At 69.1% G+C, this 17,985-nt stretch carries 18 protein-coding genes; 14 read left to right on the forward strand and 4 right to left on the reverse strand.

Features of this window, described 5'->3' with window-relative positions:
- Positions 1-4 precede the first annotated feature (4 nt).
- From cobN to cobJ, 5 genes are read left to right on the forward strand one after another with little or no spacing between them, the layout of a single operon-like run.
- Positions 5-3,424 carry a cobaltochelatase subunit CobN gene (gene cobN / locus BLM15_RS18925; protein ID WP_126114201.1) on the forward strand — a complete coding sequence of 1,140 codons (3,420 nt, stop codon included), beginning with the start codon at positions 5-7 and terminating at the stop codon, positions 3,422-3,424.
- Positions 3,421-4,704: a precorrin-3B synthase gene (gene cobG, locus BLM15_RS18930; RefSeq protein ID WP_126114202.1), complete on the forward strand. Its 1,284-nt coding sequence runs from the start codon at positions 3,421-3,423 to the stop codon at positions 4,702-4,704. The genes cobN and cobG overlap by 4 nt, the downstream gene beginning before the upstream one ends.
- Before the next feature lie 14 nt (positions 4,705-4,718).
- Positions 4,719-5,351 carry a precorrin-8X methylmutase gene (locus BLM15_RS18935; RefSeq protein ID WP_126114203.1) on the forward strand — a complete coding sequence of 211 codons (633 nt, stop codon included), beginning with the start codon at positions 4,719-4,721 and terminating at the stop codon, positions 5,349-5,351.
- Positions 5,348-6,100 carry a precorrin-2 C(20)-methyltransferase gene (locus BLM15_RS18940; protein WP_126114204.1) on the forward strand — a complete coding sequence of 251 codons (753 nt, stop codon included), beginning with the start codon at positions 5,348-5,350 and terminating at the stop codon, positions 6,098-6,100. Before BLM15_RS18935 ends, BLM15_RS18940 begins: the two co-directional genes overlap by 4 nt.
- Entirely contained in the window at positions 6,097-6,888 is a 792-nt protein-coding gene (gene cobJ / locus BLM15_RS18945) for a precorrin-3B C(17)-methyltransferase (protein ID WP_126114205.1), read from the forward strand. Before BLM15_RS18940 ends, cobJ begins: the two co-directional genes overlap by 4 nt.
- Here the strand turns inward: cobJ and BLM15_RS18950 are convergent.
- On the reverse strand, positions 6,831-7,592 hold the full coding sequence (locus BLM15_RS18950; RefSeq protein ID WP_126114206.1) for a cobalt-precorrin-6A reductase: 762 nt from the start codon (positions 7,590-7,592) through the stop codon (positions 6,831-6,833). The two genes, cobJ and BLM15_RS18950, sit on opposite strands and share 58 nt — an antisense overlap.
- Here BLM15_RS18950 and cbiE point away from each other — a divergent pair.
- From cbiE to bluB, 5 genes are read left to right on the forward strand one after another with little or no spacing between them, the layout of a single operon-like run.
- Complete coding sequence (cbiE, locus tag BLM15_RS18955; protein ID WP_126114207.1) at positions 7,591-8,841, forward strand: precorrin-6y C5,15-methyltransferase (decarboxylating) subunit CbiE; 1,251 nt, start codon at positions 7,591-7,593, stop codon at positions 8,839-8,841. The genes BLM15_RS18950 and cbiE overlap by 2 nt on opposite strands.
- Positions 8,838-9,224: a cobalamin biosynthesis protein gene (locus BLM15_RS18960; RefSeq protein WP_236846351.1), complete on the forward strand. Its 387-nt coding sequence runs from the start codon at positions 8,838-8,840 to the stop codon at positions 9,222-9,224. Before cbiE ends, BLM15_RS18960 begins: the two co-directional genes overlap by 4 nt.
- The gene (gene cobM / locus BLM15_RS18965) at positions 9,221-9,988 is read left to right on the forward strand and encodes a precorrin-4 C(11)-methyltransferase (RefSeq protein ID WP_126114209.1); all 768 of its coding nucleotides are present in this window, start codon (positions 9,221-9,223) and stop codon (positions 9,986-9,988) included. The genes BLM15_RS18960 and cobM overlap by 4 nt, the downstream gene beginning before the upstream one ends.
- Positions 9,985-11,310, forward strand: a complete 1,326-nt coding sequence (locus BLM15_RS18970) for a cobyrinate a,c-diamide synthase (RefSeq protein WP_126114210.1) — start codon at positions 9,985-9,987, stop codon at positions 11,308-11,310. The genes cobM and BLM15_RS18970 overlap by 4 nt, the downstream gene beginning before the upstream one ends.
- Positions 11,307-11,939 (forward strand): 5,6-dimethylbenzimidazole synthase, encoded by a 633-nt coding sequence (bluB, locus tag BLM15_RS18975; protein WP_126114211.1) that lies wholly within the window; start codon positions 11,307-11,309, stop codon positions 11,937-11,939. Before BLM15_RS18970 ends, bluB begins: the two co-directional genes overlap by 4 nt.
- Here bluB and BLM15_RS18980 read toward each other — a convergent pair.
- Entirely contained in the window at positions 11,936-13,132 is a 1,197-nt protein-coding gene (locus BLM15_RS18980; protein WP_126114212.1) for an MFS transporter, read from the reverse strand. The genes bluB and BLM15_RS18980 overlap by 4 nt on opposite strands.
- A gap of 145 nt (positions 13,133-13,277) precedes the next feature.
- Between BLM15_RS18980 and BLM15_RS18985 the strand changes: the two genes are divergently transcribed.
- Positions 13,278-14,198, forward strand: a complete 921-nt coding sequence (locus BLM15_RS18985) for a LysR family transcriptional regulator (RefSeq protein WP_126114213.1) — start codon at positions 13,278-13,280, stop codon at positions 14,196-14,198.
- Here the strand turns inward: BLM15_RS18985 and BLM15_RS18990 are convergent.
- Positions 14,182-14,835 carry a CoA transferase subunit B gene (locus BLM15_RS18990; protein WP_126114214.1) on the reverse strand — a complete coding sequence of 218 codons (654 nt, stop codon included), beginning with the start codon at positions 14,833-14,835 and terminating at the stop codon, positions 14,182-14,184. The genes BLM15_RS18985 and BLM15_RS18990 overlap by 17 nt on opposite strands.
- A 15-nt stretch (positions 14,836-14,850) precedes the next feature.
- Entirely contained in the window at positions 14,851-15,558 is a 708-nt protein-coding gene (locus tag BLM15_RS18995; RefSeq protein ID WP_126114215.1) for a CoA transferase subunit A, read from the reverse strand.
- Positions 15,559-15,719: 161 nt separating this feature from the next.
- Here BLM15_RS18995 and BLM15_RS19000 point away from each other — a divergent pair, with 161 nt between their 5' ends.
- From BLM15_RS19000 to BLM15_RS19010, 3 genes are read left to right on the forward strand one after another with little or no spacing between them, the layout of a single operon-like run.
- Positions 15,720-17,018 (forward strand): phosphopantothenoylcysteine decarboxylase domain-containing protein, encoded by a 1,299-nt coding sequence (locus tag BLM15_RS19000; RefSeq protein WP_442859464.1) that lies wholly within the window; start codon positions 15,720-15,722, stop codon positions 17,016-17,018.
- 5 nt (positions 17,019-17,023) lie between these two features.
- The gene (dut, locus tag BLM15_RS19005; protein ID WP_126114217.1) at positions 17,024-17,509 is read left to right on the forward strand and encodes a dUTP diphosphatase; all 486 of its coding nucleotides are present in this window, start codon (positions 17,024-17,026) and stop codon (positions 17,507-17,509) included.
- Positions 17,506-17,958 carry an RrF2 family transcriptional regulator gene (locus BLM15_RS19010; protein ID WP_126114218.1) on the forward strand — a complete coding sequence of 151 codons (453 nt, stop codon included), beginning with the start codon at positions 17,506-17,508 and terminating at the stop codon, positions 17,956-17,958. Before dut ends, BLM15_RS19010 begins: the two co-directional genes overlap by 4 nt.
- Positions 17,959-17,985: the final 27 nt, after the last annotated feature.

The following is a 17,985-nucleotide window of genomic DNA, read 5'->3' on the forward strand; positions in this document are numbered from 1 at the left end:
TGCGATGCACCTTCTCCCGACCAGCGAGGTGAGGCTCGACGACGGCGAAGACGCCGTCGACCTCGCTTTGCCGCCGGGAGACCTCGTCGTCCTCTCCTTCAGCGACAGCGACCTCTCGGCCCTGGCGGCGGCTGCGCCCGATAGCGGGCTGAGCTTACGCCTCGTGCCGCTAAGGCGCTTCAAGCATCCGCTCTCGATCGACCTGCTGATCGAGAAGACGCTTGTCCACTCGCGCTTTGTGCTGCTGCGCTGCCTCGGCGGGCTCGATTATCTCCGCTACGGCGTCGAGCAGATCGCCAGCGCCTGCCGGCAGCATGGTGTCGCGCTGGCGGTCTTGCCGGGCGACGATCGCGAGGATGAGCGGCTGGTGGGTTACGGCACGGTGCCGCCAGCGTTCGCGGCAGACCTGCTCGGCTATTTCCATGCCGGTGGCGGCGCCGAGAACATGCGGCGGTTGCTGAGGCGGGTGGATGGCTACCTCACGCTGCCCTCATCCGACCCGGCTTCGCCGGGCCACCTTCTCCCCCGAGGGGAGAAGGATAAGGCGGCACTGGCAGCCCCCTTCTCCCCTCGGGGGAGAAGGTCCCGGCAGGGGGATGAGGGCCAACGCGACCTCTCTCCCCTTCCGCTCCCAACGCTCTTCGCTCTCGGCCCAAACGCCGCGCCCCTGCCCTGGCGGGAAGCACTCACCGCCCTCCCGGCAGATGCCCCGCTCGTACCGATCCTCGTCTACCGCTCAGGCGTCGCTGCCGGCGACACCGCAATGGTCGAGGCAATCGCGACCGCCCTCGCCGAGCGCGGCCTCAGCCCGCTGCCGCTCGCCCTGACCAGCCTCAAGGACGAGGGCGTGGCTGCCGAACTCGCCGCGCTGATCGCCGCCCGCAAGCCTGCCTTGATCGTCACCACCACAGCCTTCTCGGCTCGCGACGGCGCCGATTTCGTCTTCGACGCGGCCGACTGCCCGATCCTGCAAGCTGTTCCGGTTGGCAGCTCCCGCGAGGCCTGGGAGGCTTCGCCACGCGGGCTCTCTGCTGCGGACCTCGCCATGCAGGCAGCGCTGCCGGAGTTCGACGGAAGGCTCGGTGCTATCCCTGTGGCCTTCAAAGAGGAGATCGCCGATCCCGCTACCAGCCTGACATTGCGACGACTGACTCCCGATGCCGACGGCATCGCCACCCTCGCCAACCTTGCGGCGAATTGGGTCGCGCTCGGCAACAAGCCGCGCAGCGAGCGGCAACTTGCTCTGGTGATGTCCGACTATCCCGCCCGTGGCGGCCGCGCCGGCTTCGCCGTCGGCCTCGACACACCGGCGAGCGCACTGGCGATCCGGGAACTGCTGGGTGGGGCGGGGTATGATGTCGGCCCAGCGGTATCCGGCCCGGATGGCGCGGACCTGATGCAGGCACTCACCGAGGGCCCAGCTGACTTCGCCGTCCCGCTCGCCAGTTACCGCGCCTGGCTCGCCAGCATCCCGCCCGCTGCGCGCGAATCCCTGCTAGCCAGCCATGGCCAACCTGAGGCCGACCCCACCTGCAACGGCGAGGCCTTCCCTTTCCGGCTCGTACGCTTCGGCAAGCTCGCCATCGCGCTGCAGCCGCCGCGCGATGCCTCGCCCGACCGCAAGGCGCGCTATCACGATCCCGACGCGCCGCCTGGCCATGCCTATCTCGCCTTCTATCTCGGTCTGCGCGAGGTCTTGCGCGCCGACGCGCTGATCCATCTCGGCACCCATGGCACGACCGAATGGCTGCCCGGCAAGGCGGTGGCGCTCTCGGCTGCCTGCTGGCCGCGGCTCGCGACCGGCGCGCTGCCGATGATCTACCCCTATGTCGTCGACGATCCCGGCGAGGCGGCGCCGGCCAAGCGCCGGCTCTCGGCCTTGACGCTCGGCCATCTGCCGCCACCGCTGGCGAGCCATGACGCGGCCGGCGAAACGGCGCTGCTGCGCGATCTCGTGGAGGAGTATTCGCAGGCGCAGGTGCTCGATCCGCGCCGGGCCGAGCTGGTCGCACGCGAGATCCTCGACCGGGCCGAGCGCACCGGCCTCGCCGCGGCGAGCGGCGTCGCGCCCGGGCAGGACATGCCGAGCGCACTCGCGGCGCTCGACGCCCATCTCTGCGACCTCGCCGAGACTGCCTTCCGCGACGGGCTCCATGTCTTCGGCTATTCCGAGGCCGACCCGGCCTCCGCCGAGAACGAGCGCCGCAACCTGCTGAAGGCGCTCGATGCCGGCTTCGTGCCGCCCGGCCCGGCCGGCGCGCCGCATCGCGGCCGACCCGACGTGCTGCCGAGCGGGCGCAACCTCTCGACGCTCGATCCGCGTGCGCTGCCAACCCGCTCGGCCGCAAAGCTCGGCGCTAGAGCGGCCGAGGCGATCATCGCTAGGCATCTCCAGGATGAGGGCGATTATCCGCGCCGGATCGTGATGGATCTCTGGGCGTCGCCGACCCTGCGCTCGGGCGGCGAGGATATCGCCCATGCCTTGCATCTGATGGGTGTCGAGCCACTGTGGGACCATGGCTCGACCCGCGTCACCGGCTTTGCGATCATCCCACAAGCGAAGCTTTCCGCGCCGCGCGCCGACGTCACCATCCGCATCTCCGGCGCCTTCCGAGACACCTTCCCGGCGCAGATTGCCCTGCTCGACGCAGCCGCTCGCGCCGTCGCCGCGCTCGACGAGCCCGACGAGTGGAACGAACCTGCCGCCGCCAATCGCCGCGGCGAAGCGGGCGCCCGCATCTTCGGCGCCGCGCCCGGCCGCTATGGCGCCGCCATGGCCGACCGGGCGCTCGATGGCGACTGGCAGGCGCGGAACGAACTCGGCGAGGTCTATCTTGCCGCCACCAGCCATGCCTATGGCGGGCCGGACGGCGCCGCCGCGCCCGATGCCGGCTTCGCCACTCGCGTCGCCGAAGCCCAGGCCTTCGTCCATGTCAGCGACACCGCCGGGCGCGACATCATTGAGGCGACCAGCGCCGCCGATGTGATCGGCGGCTTCGTCGCGGCGATGCAGGCGCAAGGCGGCGAGGCCGCGCTCTATAGCCTCGACACCTCCGATCCCGACAAGCCGAAGGCAAGGACGCTGGCCGAGGATGTCTCGCGCATCGTCCATGGCCGGCTCTGCCATCCCAAATGGATTGCAAGTCATCTCGCCCATGGCTGGCGCGGCGCGGCGGAGCTGGCGGAGGCGGTCGACGCGCTCTTTGTCTACGCCGCCAGCACGGACACGGTTTCCGACGCCCTGTTCGACGCGGTGTTCCAGGCCTATTGCGGCGATACGACCGTCTGGCAGGCGCTGGAAAAAGCGAATGCCCCGGCCGCCGCCTCGATCCGCTCGCGCCTCGCCGAGGCACAAGAACGCGGACTCTGGCACAGCCGCTCGAACTCGGCAGCGATGCTCAATGGGCAGGAGGCCGCGGAATGAGCGCCCCGGCCCGCGAGACGATGCGGCGCGGCTGGTGCCCCGGCACCTTGCGGCCGATGCTGACCGGCGATGGGCTGCTCGTGCGCCTGCACCCTCCGCGCAATGCTCTAACGCCGGATCAGCTCACCTACATCGCCGAATTGGCGAGCCAACACGGCAACGGGCAGATCGAGATCTCCGGCCGCGGCAATCTGCAATTGCGCGGCATCCGCGAGGAGGCGCACCAGACGCTGGTCAATGATTTGCGCGAGGCAGGTCTGATCGACGAAGCCGAAGGCGACGGTCCGAACCGGCTTGTGCTCACTTCGCCGCTTGCCGGCCGGGCGGCCGGTGAGCTGGTCGACGCCGCTGTGCTGGCAGAAGCGGTCGAGCACGCCGGTCGCGGCGCCGCCGGGCTGCCGGCAAAGTTCTCGATCGCCGTCGATGGCGGCGGCGCGCTCGTGCTGGATAGCTTCGCTATCGATCTCAGGCTGCGCGCCGTCACGGCCGAGGCGGTCGCATTCGGTCTGCCGGGCGAGATCTGGTTCGGACCGGTAGCGCCGGAGGAGGCGCCGGCGCTCACGGCGCGGTTGCTCGGCAGCTTCGTCGCTGCGAGCCGCCGCAGCCCTGACCACATCCGCCGCATGCGCGATCTCGATCCGGATGAGTTGACCGCGCTGGCCACATCATCCGGGCTGGTGCCAATGACGGCGCCGGCCACTCGGCCCAGGCCCGCTTCCGTCGGCTTCGTCGCCGAGCGGGATAACCGGGTCGCCGTGCTGGCCGGATTGCCCTTCGGCCGGACGGATGCGGACGACTTGCACCGGCTTGGCGCACTCGCCCGCGATGCCGGCGTTCGCGAGATCAGGCTCTCGCCCTGGCGCGGGCTCGCCTTCTGCGGCCTATTAGCCGACGGAGCGGGCGCCTTGCAAGCTGCTCTCCGAAGCGAGGGCCTCGTCGTCGAGTCGGACGATCCACGCCTTGCGGTCTCGGCCTGCACGGGCGCACCAGCCTGCACCCGCGGTGAGGCTCCAGCGCTGGCTGATGCCTCAGTGTTGGCGGAGACACTCGCGCCACTGCTCATCGATGGCCTCACCCTCCACGTCTCAGGCTGCGCCAAATCCTGCGCCCATTCCGGTCGCGCCGGTCTCACTTTGGTCGGCCGCGACGGACGCTACGACGTGATCCTCGACGGAGCCGCCGGCGATACTGCCATCGCCCATCTTTCGCTGGGAGAACTTGTGCGCCGGCTCGAACCGGGTCAGGACATCCGCGCGCGCCTGGAAGCGGCGCGGCACTAGAAGCAGGTTGAGAGTTGAGCACGCGTCACGCCTATATCCGCGACGGAGCCGCGATCTATGAGCGCTCCTTCGCCATCATCCGGGCCGAATCCGATCTGTCGCGCTTTTCCGGCACGGCCGAGCGCGTGGTCGTCAGGATGATCCATGCCTGTGGCATGACCGATCTGCCCAAGGACGTGGCGATGTCGCCTGATTTCGCTGAAGCTGCCGCTGCGGCGCTGGCAAATGGCGCGCCGATCCTGTGCGATGCACGGATGGTCGCCGACGGCGTCACCCGCGCCCGCCTGCCGGCGAAGAACGAGGTGATCTGCACGCTTCCCGACGCGTCCGTGCCGAAGCTCGCCGAGGAGATCGGCACGACGCGTTCGGCCGCGGCGATGGAGCTCTGGCGCCCGCATCTTGCCGGCTCGGTCGTCGTGATCGGCAATGCACCGACCTCGCTGTTCCGCCTGCTCGACATGCTCGACGAGGGGGCGCCGAAGCCGGCCGCCGTGATCGGCATCCCCGTCGGCTTCGTCGGCGCAGCGGAATCGAAGGAGGCGCTGGCGCAGGACGGGCGCGTGCCCTTCCTCGTCGTGCACGGACGACGCGGTGGCTCAGCCATGGCGGCCGCGGCGGTCAACGCGCTGGCGCAGGTGAAGGAATGAGCGGCGTGAGCGTTGAGGCACCCCGCACTTTGCTCTACGGCGTCGGCCTCGGGCCCGGCGATCCCGACTATATGACGGTGCGCGCCCGCGACATCATCCTCAAGGCCGACCGGCTCGTTCATTTCTGCAAGCGCGGTCGGCGCGGCAACGCCCGCGTCACGGCAGACGCCATTATCGCACCCGATCCGACCCGCGAGATCGAGCTCGCCTTCCCGGTGACGATCGAGGTGCCGGTCGAGGACGAGGGCTATAGCGGGCCGATCGCCGCCTTCTATGACGAGGCTGCCGAGCAACTCGCCGGCGAGATGGCGGCCGGCCGCAGCGTCGCCGTGCTCTGCGACGGCGACCCCTTCTTCTACGGCTCCTTCATGCATTTGTGGCGCCGCCTCGCCCATCGTTTCCCGACCGAGGTCGTGCCGGGCGTCACCGGCATGGCCGGCGCCTGGGCCCGCGCCGACGCCCCGATCAGCTGGGGCGACGATGTGATGACGGTGGTGCCGGGTACGCTTGGAGAGAGCGAGCTGACGCGCCGGCTCGCCGATACCGATGCAGCGGTGATCATGAAGCTCGGCCGCAACCTGCCCAAGGTACGCCGCGCGCTGAAGGCAGCCGGGCTGATCAACCGCGCCATCTATGTGGAGCGCGCCACCATGGCCGGGCAGGTGGTGACGCGCCTCGCCGCGAAGCCCGACGACGAAGCGCCTTATTTCTCGATGATCCTTGTTCCCGGCGAAGGGCGGCGGCTGTGAGCGGCTCGCTCGCCATCATCGGCCTCGGCCCCGGCGAAGCGCGCTACCTCACGCCCGCCGCGCTGGCTGCGCTCGAGGCCGCCAGCGATCTCGTCGGCTACGGTCCCTATCTCGATCGCGTGCCGGCGCGCGAGGGCCAGACCAAGCATGCCTCCGACAACCGCGTCGAGGTCGAGCGCGCCCGGCATGCGCTGATGCTGGCGGCGGAAGGCAAGGCGGTTGCGGTCGTTTCCGGCGGAGATCCCGGCGTCTTCGCCATGGCGGCGGCCGTGTTCGAAGCGCTGGAAGCAGGCGAACCGGACTGGCGCAAGCTTCGGATCACCGTCGAGCCCGGCATCACCGCCATGCTGGCGGCCGCGGCCAAGGCGGGTGCGCCGCTCGGCGGCGATTTCTGCGCGATCTCGCTCTCGGACAATCTCAAGCCCTGGGAGGTCGTCACCGCCCGGCTCACGGCCGCACTCACCGCCGATTTCGTGATCGCCCTCTACAATCCGATTTCGAAGGCACGGCCCTGGCAACTCGGCAAGGCTCTCGAACTTGCGGCGACGATCCGGACGCCGGAGACGCCGGTGATCTTCGCCCGCGCCGTCGGACGCCCCGACGAGAGCCTGCGCATCCTGACGCTGGCGGAAGCCATCGCCGCCGCCGAGACCGCCGACATGGCAACTTTGGTGATGATCGGGGCCAGCACGACACGACTGATCCCCCGCGAGGGCGAGAACCCGATCGTCTATACGCCGCGCTCGGTGACGAAGAGCCCCTGCGTCACCAGCCAGGGCAGGACCTGATCGATATGCTCGACGGTCTCGACATCGGGCTTGGGCGGCCGCTCGACCATGATCACCGGCAGGGAGAGCCGGCGCGCCGCGACGAGCTTGCCGAGGGTCATCGGTCCGCCGGCGTTCTTGCTGACGAGGACCTCCGTGCCCTCCTCCCGCATCAGCTTCTCCTCGGCATCAGCCTCGAACGGCCCGCGCTGCTGCAGCACCGTGGCATGCGGCAGCGGCAGGTCGCTGACGGGCTCGATCACGCGGATCAGGTATTTGTGCTGCGGAGCGGCGAAGAAGTGGGGCAATTCGAGCCGGCCGATGGTCAGGAAGACGCGGCGCGGCTCATCGCCCAGCGCTTCGACCGCAGCGTCGATGTCGGGCACGCATTTCCAGCGGTCGCCGTTCTGCGGCTTCCAGCTTTCGCGCCTGATCGCCAGCAGCGGCACGCCTTCCGCCTTGCAGGCGGCCTGCGCATGATAGGGCATGATCGCCGCGAAGGGATGGGTCGCGTCGATCACCGCGACAACGCCCTCCTCGACGAGGTATTGCCTGAGGCCGGCAATGCCGCCGAAGCCACCAGTGCGGGTCGGCAAGGACAGAGGGCGCGGGTCGGAGGTATGACCCGCAAGCGAGATCACAGCGCGAATTTCGGGGGCCTGTTCAGCCAGGAGCTGATCGAGTGCAGCCGCTTCGCTGGTGCCGCCGAGGATGAGGACCGTCATGGAACAGTTTTCGCCTGAATCGACCAAACTGTCGAGCACACCGCCCGGGCCCTGGCTGTCGCTGGTCGGGCTCGGCGAGGATGGCCGTGCCGGCCTCTGCGCCGAGGCGCTGGCGGCGCTGGAGAGCGCCGAGATCGTCTTCGGCGGTGAGCGACATCTCAAATTGATCGGCGACGTGCCCGGCGATGCGCGGCCCTGGCCGCAGCCCTTCCGCAATGCGTTGCCGGCGATTCTGGCCGAAAAGGGCCGCAATGTCTGCGTGCTCGCGACCAGCGATCCGTTCCATTACGGCATCGGCGCCGGGCTGACCAAGGCGGTACCGGCGGCGGAGATGCGCGTCATCCCGCAGCTCTCCTCCTTCTCTATGGCCTGCACGCGTATGCGCTGGCCGCAGGAGGAATGCGGTCTGGTCTCGCTACACGGCCGCGCCCTTCAGAGGATCATCCCTTTTCTCCAGCCGGGCGCGCGGGTGCTCGCCCTGTCCTGGGACGATTCGACGCCGCTCGCAGTGGCCCAGTTGATGAGCGCCCGCGGCTTCGGCGAAAGCACGATCACCGTGCTGGAAACGATCGGCGGCCCGAACGAGCGCATCCGGCAGGCGCGCGCCGACGCGTTTGCGCTCGACGGCATCGTGCCGCTCAACATGCTGGCGATCGAGGTGGTCGCCAGCCGCGACGCCCGCATATTGCCGCTGGCGACCGGTCTCTCCGACGACTGGTTCGAGCATGACGGCCAGCTCACCAAGGCCGATATCCGGGCGATCACGTTGTCGGCGCTGGCGCCGCGCGCCGGCGAATTGCTCTGGGATATCGGCGCGGGCTCGGGCTCGATCGGCATCGAATGGAGCCTGCGCCACCGCCACAGCCGCGCCATTGCCTTCGAGGAGCGGCCCGAGCGCGCCGCCCGCATCGCCCGCAACCGGCTCGCCCTCGGCGCGCCGCCGCTCGAGGTGGTCGAGGGCAAGGCGCCCGAGAGTTTTGCCGGAAAAGCCTCGCCGGACGCCGTCTTCATCGGCGGTGGGCTGACCGATCCCGGCGTCTTCGAAGCCGCCTTCGCGGCGCTGAAGCCACGCGGGCGACTGGTCGCCAATGCCGTGACGATCGAGGGCGAAGCCAGGCTCGCTGGACTGTTCGCCGTTCATGGCGGCAACTTGCGCCGCATCAGCGTCGCGCATCTCGACCCGATCGGGACGATGCATGGCTGGCGCGCCGCGATGGCAGTGACGCAATGGCGCGTGGTGAAGCCGTGAGCGGCATCACCGCCGGCATCGGCCTGCGTCCGGGAACCTGCGAAGCCGACATCGAGGCTTGCCTTGCGCAGACGCTCGCCGTTGCTGGCTTGGCGGCAGATGCGATTGGTCGCCTCGCCACTCTGGCCTCGCGCCAGGACGAGCCGGGGCTGGCCGCCGTCGCCCAGGCACATGATTTGACACTGGTCGCCATCCCCGACGAGGCGCTCGCCGGCTTCGAGGCGGCCTGTGCCACCCGCTCGACCCGGATTTCGGGACTCTACGGCGTCGGCTCGGTAGCCGAGGCGGCCGCGCTCGCTGCCGCGGGACCGGGCGCAACCCTGATCCAGCCGCGCATCGCCACCGACCGCGTCACCTGTGCGCTTGCCCGGAGCGCCGCGTGACCGTCCATTTCATCGGCGCCGGCCCCGGCGCGGTCGATCTCATCACACTGCGCGGCCGCGACTTGATCGGCGCCTGCCCGGTCTGCCTCTATGCGGGCTCGCTGATCCCCAAGGCGATGCTGGGCTGGTGCCCGCCGGGCGCGCGCATCGTCGACACCGCCCCGCTCGACCTCGACGCGATCATCGCCGAGATCGAAGCCGCTCATGCCGCGGGCAAGGACGTCGCCCGGCTGCATTCCGGCGATATCTCGATCTGGAGCGCGACGGGCGAGCAGATGCGCCGCCTGGATCAGCTGGGCATCCCCTATGAGATCACGCCGGGCGTGCCGGCCTTCGCCGCCGCGGCAGCCGCGCTCAAGCGCGAACTGACGCTGCCGGGCGTCGCGCAATCGCTGGTGCTGACGCGCACCTCCGGCCGCGCCTCGGCGATGCCGGAGACAGAGAAGCTGGCGACCTTCGCCGCGTCGGGCGCAACGCTCGCCATCCATCTCTCGATCCATGTGATCGAACAGGTGGTGGTGGAGCTGACACCCTTCTACGGCGCGGACTGCCCGGTCGCGATCGTCTTCCGCGCCTCCTGGCCGGAGGAGCGCATCCTGCGCGGGCGGCTCGCCGACATCGCCGGCCAGGTCCGGGCAGCCGAGCTGGAGCGGACCGCCCTGATCCTGGTCGGCCCGGCGCTGGCGGCCGAGGATTTTTCCGCAAGCGCGCTCTACTCCACCGGCTATGATCGCCGTTTCCGGCCGCGGGGAGGCCAGGAATGACTGCCAGAGGCCTCCTCATCGCCGCGCCACGCTCCGGCTCGGGCAAGACCACGATCACGCTCGGGCTGCAACGCGCTTTGGTCCGCCGGGGCCTGAAGGTGCGTGGGCTGAAATGTGGGCCGGATTATATCGATCCGGCCTTCCACGCTGCCGCAACCGGCGCTCCCAGCGCCAATCTCGACAGCTATGCGATGCCGAACGCGCTGCTCGGCCAGATCGCGAGCGCGGCGGCGAAGGACACCGACATCGTCATCGCCGAGGGCTCAATGGGGCTGTTCGACGGCGTGCCCGGCCCTGACGGGCATACCGGCACCGGCGCCGACATCGCCGCCCTGCTCGGCTGGCCGGTCGTCCTCGTCATCGACGTCTCCGGACAGGCGCAGTCTGCCGGCGCGGTGGCGCTCGGCTGCATGGTCTACGACAAGCGCATCCGCGTCGCCGGTGTGATCCTCAATAAGGTCGCGAGCGAGCGCCATCGCCGGCTTGCAGCGGCCGGCATGGAGACAATCGGCCTGCCCGTGCTCGGCGCCGTGCCGCGCGAGGCGAGCCTGATCCTGCCGGAGCGCCATCTCGGCCTCGTCCAGGCCGGTGAGACCGAGGACCTGCACCAGCGCCTCGACGCGCTCGCCGGCGCTGTCGCGGCAGCAGTCGATCTCGACGCTGTGGTCGCAACTGCCGGCGCGACCGCTTTGCCGATTTCCACAGATCAGACGATCCCACTTCCGGCACCCGGCAAGCGCCTCGCCATCGCCCGTGATGCCGCCTTCAGCTTCGTCTACCCGCATGTCGAGGCGGGCTGGCGGGCACTGGAGACCGAGCTCGTACCGTTCTCGCCGCTCGCCGACGAGCCGCCGCCAGAGGCCTGCGATGCCTGCTGGCTGCCCGGTGGCTATCCTGAACTGCATGCCGGCCGGCTCGCTGGCGCCTCGCGCTTTCTCGATGGGCTGCGCGATTTCGCCCGGACCCGCCCGGTTCATGGCGAGTGCGGCGGCTACATGGTGCTGGGCAAGAGTCTGATCGATGCCGACGGCATCAGCCATGCCATGGCCGGACTGCTCTCGGTCGAGACCAGCTTCGCCAAGCGCAAGATGAATCTCGGCTATCGCAATGCAGCACTCGCCGCCGATGGGCCGCTCGGCCCCGCGGGCAGTCGCCTGAGCGGGCACGAATTCCATTATGCGACCGTGATCTCGCAAGGCGAGGATCCGCCTTTCGCGATCGTCACCGATCCGCATGGCTCGGCCCCGGCTCCGGCCGGCAGCCGCCGCGGCGTGACCTCCGGCTCCTTCTTCCACGCGATCGCGGTGCGGGAGGGGGCGTGACCGCGCCGCCCATCTTCGACGACGGCTTTCGCGACAAGCTCGGCGAGCTCATCGCCTGGCGCCGCGATGTCCGGCGCTTCCGCCGCGAGCCGGTGCCGGAAGAGCTGCTGGCGAAACTGCTCGATCTGATGCAGCTCTCGCCCTCGGTTGGCTATTCGCAGCCCTGGCGCTGGCTGAAGGTCGACGATCCTGCTCAGCGTAGCGCGGTCCAGGCGAGTTTTTCCCGCTGCAACGCGGACGCGCTGGCCGAGTATGGGGGCGAACGCGCCGCGCTCTATGCCCGCCTCAAGCTCGAAGGCCTGCGCGAGGCGCCGGTGCAGTTCGCGGTGTTTTGCGACCATGGCACGGCGCAGGGCCACGGCCTCGGCCGGCGGACCATGCCGGAGATGCTGGACTATTCGGTCGTGGCGGCGATCACGCAGTTCTGGCTCGCCGCCCGCGCCCATGGGCTCGGCCTCGGCTGGGTCTCGATCCTCGACCCCGCCGAGCTCGCCAAGATCGTCGGCGCGCCGCCGGAGTGGAAGCTGATCGGCTATCTCTGCCTCGGCTACCCCGAGGAAGAGCATGAGGTGCCGGAACTGGTCCGCGCCGGCTGGGAAAGCGATCCGCGGCTCGCCGAGCGCAACTAGCCTGCCCGGCGAAACACGCCGCGCAGGCCGAGCGCCGTCAGGATGGCGAGCACTGCCGTACCGCCGACCAGCCCGGCCGCCGAAGGCCAGCCTAATGCCTCGATAACGCCGCCGACCGCGACCGGCCCGACGACCTGGCCGAGATTGCTGCCCTGCATCAGCAGGCCGACGACGACCGGGGTCAGTGCCGCTGCTGGTGCGAGCACCGGCGCCGACGACAGCAATGTCGCGGGGATGATCCCGCCGACCATCGAGAACAGCACGCAAAGCAGGAAGGTCGCGGAATCCGGCAAGAGGCCGAGGAAGATGCCGAGCGCGGACAGCCCCATCACCAGGCTGGCGAAGACGATCAGGCTGACACGCGAGACGCCGCGCGCCAGCAGCATGCCGGCGGCGAGGTTGCCGATGATATTGACTGCGCTGGCGAGAGCACCGAGCACGCCAGCAGTCGCGAGCGAGACCTGCATGCGCTGCATCAGCAGCACCGGGAGGAAGCTGAACAAGGCGAAGAACATCAGCGCGTAAAGCGCGAAGGTGAGTGCGAGCAGCAGCGGGCCGCGCGCGCTCAGCACCGCGCCGGCATCGCTTGCCAGCACAGCCAGGGAGGTGCGCCCACCGCCATCGACTTGCGGCACGGCGAGCATGGTGAGGACGATCGCGGCGATCGCAAGAACGCCGGTGACCTGCCAGATCATGCGCCAGTCGGTGAGCCAGAGCCCAGCGAGCATGGCGAGCGCGATGCCGGTCGGCATGAAGCAGCTCCACAGCGCCATGGCGATATCGCGCTGCGCGGGGCTGGCGACGCGCTGGAGAATCGCTGGTCCGGCGATGGTGATCAGCAGGAAGCCGAAGCCTTCGAGGACGCGCGAGGCCAGCAGCATCGGAAAGCGCGGCGCCGCCGCCCCCAGGAAGGCGCCGACCGCAACCGCGAGCAGGCCGAAGAGGAGGACGCGCCGCGCGCCGAGGCCGATGGCGAGCGTGCCGACCGGGATGCCGCCGACCATGCCAAGCACGGCGAAGATCGAGGCGAGCCAGCCGAGCGTTCCGAGGTCCAGCCCGAACTCGGCCTGGACCAGCGGCATCGCGATCGCCGCCTTGCCGACCTGCAGCGCCGCAACGATGCCGCCGGCGACGACGACGGAGACGGCGAGCCAGTCGGTCCTGGCAGCAGGTGCCGCCGTGATCGTCGTCATGAACGAGGCCTCGCAATGATGGTCGGGGTTTTGCGATCGGTCATGGCCAGTCCTCGGCTACGTGCGGGCGCTGCTCCGAGATGTGGTTTCCCGTCGATCTCAGAAAGTGAGATAATCTGCATCAACTCGATCAAGGCAATCGATCATGCTGGATGCCCTCACGCTCGATCAGATGCGGATCTTCGCCACCGTGGCCGAAGCCGGCAGCTTTCGTTCGGCGGCAACGCGTCTATCGCGGGCGCAATCGGCGATCAGCCATGCCATCGCCAATCTCGAGGCGCAGCTCGGTATCTCGCTGTTCGACCGCTCCGGCCATCGGCCCACCCTGACGGCAGGGGGGCGGGCGCTGCTGACCGACATCAGGGAGGTGCTGCTGCGCGTCGGCGCACTGAAGGCCCGCGCGCATGGCCTCAGCAAGGGCGTCGAGATCGAGCTTGCGCTGACGATCGATGTCTTGTTCCCGTTTCCGCTGATCGGCGCGGCGCTCGCCGGCCTGCGCGAACGCTACCCATCGGTCACGATCCGGCTCGCCATCGAGCCGCTCGGCGGACCGATCGCAGCGCTATTGGAACGTCGCAGTGCGCTGGCGATCACTGTCGGCGAGAATTTCCGCGATCCGCGCATCGCAATCGAGGCCCTGACGAGCATCGAGGCGATCGCGGTTGTCGCGGCGACGCATCCGCTCGCCCGAGCCGGTGACGGGCGCGCCCTGTCGCGCTCCGAACTCGCCTCGCATCTCCAGATCGTGCAGATCGACCCGACGCCGATCTCGGGCGCGCAGGATTTTGGCGTGCTCTCGCCGCAGACCTGCCGCGTTACCGGGCAGGACACCAAGCATGCGATGATCCTGGCCGGGCTCGGCTGGGGGCGGCTACCGAACTGGCTGATCGAGCGCGATCTCGCCGAAGGGAGGCTGGTCCGGGTCGCGACCAGGGCGCTCGGCCGGAACGCGCAACTCCCGGCCGAAGCCTATCTCGCTCACCGCCTCGACGAGGCGATGGGCCCGGCCGCGCGCGCCTTCGCCGAAGCGCTGGCGCAGCTCTGCGAGGTCAGAGCGCGACCTTGAAGTCCGCCTCGGTCTTGGCCTTGATCTCGTCGAGCGTCACGCCCTCGGCGAGCTCGATCAGCGTCATGCCGCCGCCATTCTCGTCGATCTTGAAGACGCCGAGATCGGTGATCACCATGTCGACGACGCCAGCGCCGGTCAGCGGCAGGTCGCAGGCCTTGAGCAGCTTCGGTGATTCCGAGCCGTCCTTGTTCTTGGCGACGTGCTCCATCACCACGACGACCTTCTTGACGCCGGCGACGAGGTCCATGGCGCCGCCCATGCCCTTCACCATCTTGCCGGGGATCATCCAATTGGCGAGGTCGCCATTCTGCGCGACCTGCATGGCGCCGAGGATGGAGAGGTCGATATGGCCGCCGCGGATCATGCCGAAGGAATCCGAGGAGGAGAAATAGCTGGTCGTCGGCAGTTCGGTTATCGTCTGCTTGCCGGCATTGATCAGGTCGGGGTCCTCCTCGCCCTCATAGGGGAAGGGGCCCATGCCGAGCATGCCGTTTTCCGATTGGAGCTGCACGCTCATGCCGTCGGGGATGTAGTTCGAGACGAGCGTCGGGATGCCGATGCCGAGATTGACGTAGAAGCCGTCCTTCAGCTCCTTGGCGGCGCGAGCGGCGATCTGTTCACGGGTCCAGGCCATGTGCGTGATCTCCTCTCAAGCCGTTTCGCGCTTGCGCACGGTGCGCTGCTCGATGCGCTTTGCCGGATTGGCGACGTGCACGATGCGCTTCACGAAGATGCCGGGCGTATGGATCTGGTCGGGGTCGATCTCGCCGGCTGGGACGAGATGCTCGACCTGGGCGATCGTCATTCGCGAGGCCGAGGCCATCATCGGATTGAAGTTGCGCGCGGTCTTCCGGTAGACGAGGTTGCCCTCTGTATCGCCCTTCCAGGCATGGACGATCGAGATGTCGGCGAAGAGGCCGCGCTCCATGATGTAGCGCTCGCCATCGAATTCGCGCTCCTCCTTGCCCTCGGCGATCAGCGTGCCGACACCGGTCTTGGTGAAGAAGGCCGGGATGCCGGCGCCGCCGGCGCGGATGCGCTCGGCGAGGGTGCCCTGCGGGTTGAATTCGAGCTCGAGCTGGCCGGAAAGGTACTGCTCGGCGAAGAGCTTGTTCTCGCCGACATAGGAACTGATCATCTTCCGGATCTGGCGGGTCTCAAGCAGGACGCCGAGGCCGGCACCATCGACGCCGGCATTGTTGGAGATGAAGGTCAGGTCCTTGGCGCCGGATTCGCGGATCGCCTCGATCAACATATCGGGAATGCCGCAGAGGCCGAAACCGCCGGCCATGATGGTCATGCCGTCCTTGACGGCGCCGGCGAGTGCCGCCTTGGCGTCGGGATAAACCTTCTTCATCGGGATGCCTTCATCGCTGGGTGGGGAGGCCTCGAAAACAACTAGCCGAGCGCATGGTGCGGTTGCAACATGCGCCGCTGACGCGCCCCTCGTGCGGCGATGCACGGCTGAGAGGCTCCAATGCCGGCACATGACAGCCCGGCCCGGCCGATGCTACCAAACTGCGCGTCCCGCCTTCCGGAGCCAAGCCCTTGCCCGCCTCCCGCTCCATCCTGCTGATCATCGGTGGCGGCATCGCCGCCTATAAGTGTCTGGAGTTGATCCGGCGCCTGAAGGATCACGGCATCGCCTGCCGCTGCATCCTGACCAGGGCAGGCGAGCAGTTCGTCACGCCGCTTGCGGTGTCTTCGCTCGCCGGCGAGAAATGCTTCACCGACCTGTTCTCGCTGACCGACGAAGCCGATATCGGCCATATCGCGCTGTCGCGCTCGACCGACCTGCTCGTCGTAGCGCCCGCAACCGCCGACCTGCTCGCCAAGATGGCGAACGGCCATGCCGACGACCTCGCCTCCACCGCGCTCCTCGCCACCGACAAGCGCATCCTGGTCGCACCGGCGATGAATCCGAGGATGTGGGAGCATCCGGCGACGCAGCGCAACATGGCGACCTTGCTGAAGGACGGCGTCCTCGTCGTCGGCCCCAACGCCGGCGCCATGGCCGAACGCGGCGAGAGCGGCCCCGGGCGCATGGCCGAGCCGCACGAGCTGCTGGCAGCGATCGAGCTAGCGCTCGCCGGCGAGACCCGTAACCCCTCCCCGATCGGTTTCCTTGGCCGCCTACCGGGCGGGGCGCCGTCCACGCCGAAGCCGCTTGCAGGCAAGCGCGTGCTCATCACCTCCGGGCCCACGCATGAGCCGATCGACCCGGTACGCTATATCGCCAACCGCTCCTCCGGCAAGCAGGGCCACGCCATCGCAGCCGCGGCCGCGGCCGCAGGTGCCGAGGTGACGCTGATCTCAGGCCCGGTGACAATCCCCGACCCCGCCGGGGTCAACACCGTCCATGTCGAGAGTGCCCGCGACATGCTTGCAGCGACGGAAGCGGCGCTGCCGGCCGATCTCGCGATCTTCGCCGCGGCCGTCGCCGACTGGCGCACTGCCGATGCCGCCGGCCAGAAGATGAAGAAGGATGGCGGCGGCCCGCCCAGCCTCGCTTTGGTCGAGAATCCCGACATCCTCGCCACCATCGCGGCACGCGAGATCGACCGGCCGGCTCTCGTCATCGGCTTCGCGGCCGAGACCCAGAACGTCGTCGACTATGCCCGCGCCAAATTGGCCAGGAAGGGCTGCGATCTGATCGTCGCCAATGATGTCGGCGGCACCGGGGTGATGGGCGGTGATGCCAACACCGTCCATCTCGTCAGCGCGGACAACGTCGAGACCTGGCCGACCCTGCCCAAGGCCGAAGTCGCGACGCGCCTCGTCGCGCATTTCGCCGATCTGCTGAAGCCGAAGGGCTGAAGGCGATGGCGACGCTCCGCATTCGCCGCCTGCCGCACGCCCATGACTTGCCGCTGCCGGCTTATGAAACCGCCAGCGCCGCAGGCCTCGACCTGCGCGCCGCTTTGCCCGACGGGCCACAGCGGCTGGAGCCGGGCGCGCGCCTGCTCGTGCCGACCGGGCTCGTACTCGAACTGCCCGCGGGTACGGAAGGGCAGGTCAGGCCGCGCTCGGGGCTGGCGCTACGCCACGGCGTCACCCTGCTCAACACGCCGGGAACGATCGACGCTGACTATCGCGGCGAGGTCAAGGTCATCCTGATCAATCACGGTCAGGAGGCCATCACCATCGCGCATGGCGACCGCATCGCCCAGCTCGTCGTCGCGGCCGTGCTGCAGGCGGAGATCGTCGAGGTCGAGGAGCTCAGCGAAACCACGCGCGGCGCCGGCGGCTTCGGCTCGACCGGGGTGAGCGACACTGCCCCCCGACAGGCGGCCGGAGGCAAGGCATGATCCAGCTCTCGCGCCGCAGCCTGCTCGCCGTCACCGCCGTGGTCGACATCGCCCTGCACGCCCGCCCCACTCCCGTCGCGGCCAAGGCGCTGGCGGCGCGGCACGAACTGCCGCCGCGCCATCTCGAAACCGTGCTGCAGGCGCTGGTCAGGGTCGGCATCCTCAAGGGCGTGCGCGGCCCGCGCGGCGGCTACGAGCTCGCCCGGGAACGCCGCCGCATCACCGCCGGCGAGATCGTGCGGGCCGCGATGCAGGCGAATGCCGACGAAACCCTGCCGCCGCTGCCGCGTTCCGCCCTGGTGGACGCGGTGGTCGACCCGATGATGCAGCAGGCCATGGAGGCCTGGCTCGCTAAGCTCGACGCGGTCAGCGTCGCCGACCTCTGCCGCGAGGCCGAGGAGCGCGCAGCCACCGGAAAACCGGCGATCGACACAGATTTCACGATTTGATTTGTTAAATTTGTCATTTCTCGACAG

The sequence above is a fragment of the Bosea sp. Tri-49 genome (assembly GCF_003952665.1).
Classification (GTDB): domain Bacteria; phylum Pseudomonadota; class Alphaproteobacteria; order Rhizobiales; family Beijerinckiaceae; genus Allobosea.